At 71.9% G+C, this 335-nt stretch carries 1 pseudogene; it reads left to right on the top strand.

Features of this window, described 5'->3' with window-relative positions:
- Positions 1-335 (top strand): annotated as a pseudogene (locus IF78_RS0142960) (hypothetical protein); the annotation flags it as partial.

Below are 335 nucleotides of genomic sequence, written 5' to 3'. Positions count from 1 at the left end.
GGGGTGCTGTGGGGGTGGCCGTACTACGACTTCTTCGCGTTGTTCGAGGCGGGGGGTGAGCTGGAGGCGGTGCATCGAGGGCTGTACCGGGATCTTGTGGGGAGGTACTGGCTGGTGCTGCTGGGGGTGGCGGCGCTGGTGTCGCGGTGGGTGCGGGATCGGTGGGATCCACTGGTGCTGTTCTTCGCGCTGGGGGTGGTGGTTGTGGGCGTGGGTGGGGGGAGCGGGCACTACTCGTGGGGGCGGGCGTTGCCCGCGGTGGTGATTCCGGCGCAGGTCGCTGCCGCATTGGCGGTGGTCGGGGCGGGGGCGGGGGCGGCGGTGCGGTGGTGGTG

The sequence above is a fragment of the Streptomyces bicolor genome (assembly GCF_000719285.1).
Lineage (GTDB): Bacteria > Actinomycetota > Actinomycetes > Streptomycetales > Streptomycetaceae > Streptomyces > Streptomyces bicolor.
The sequence above is the reverse complement of the archived record's forward strand: the minus strand, read 5'-3'. Positions and strand labels throughout refer to the sequence as shown.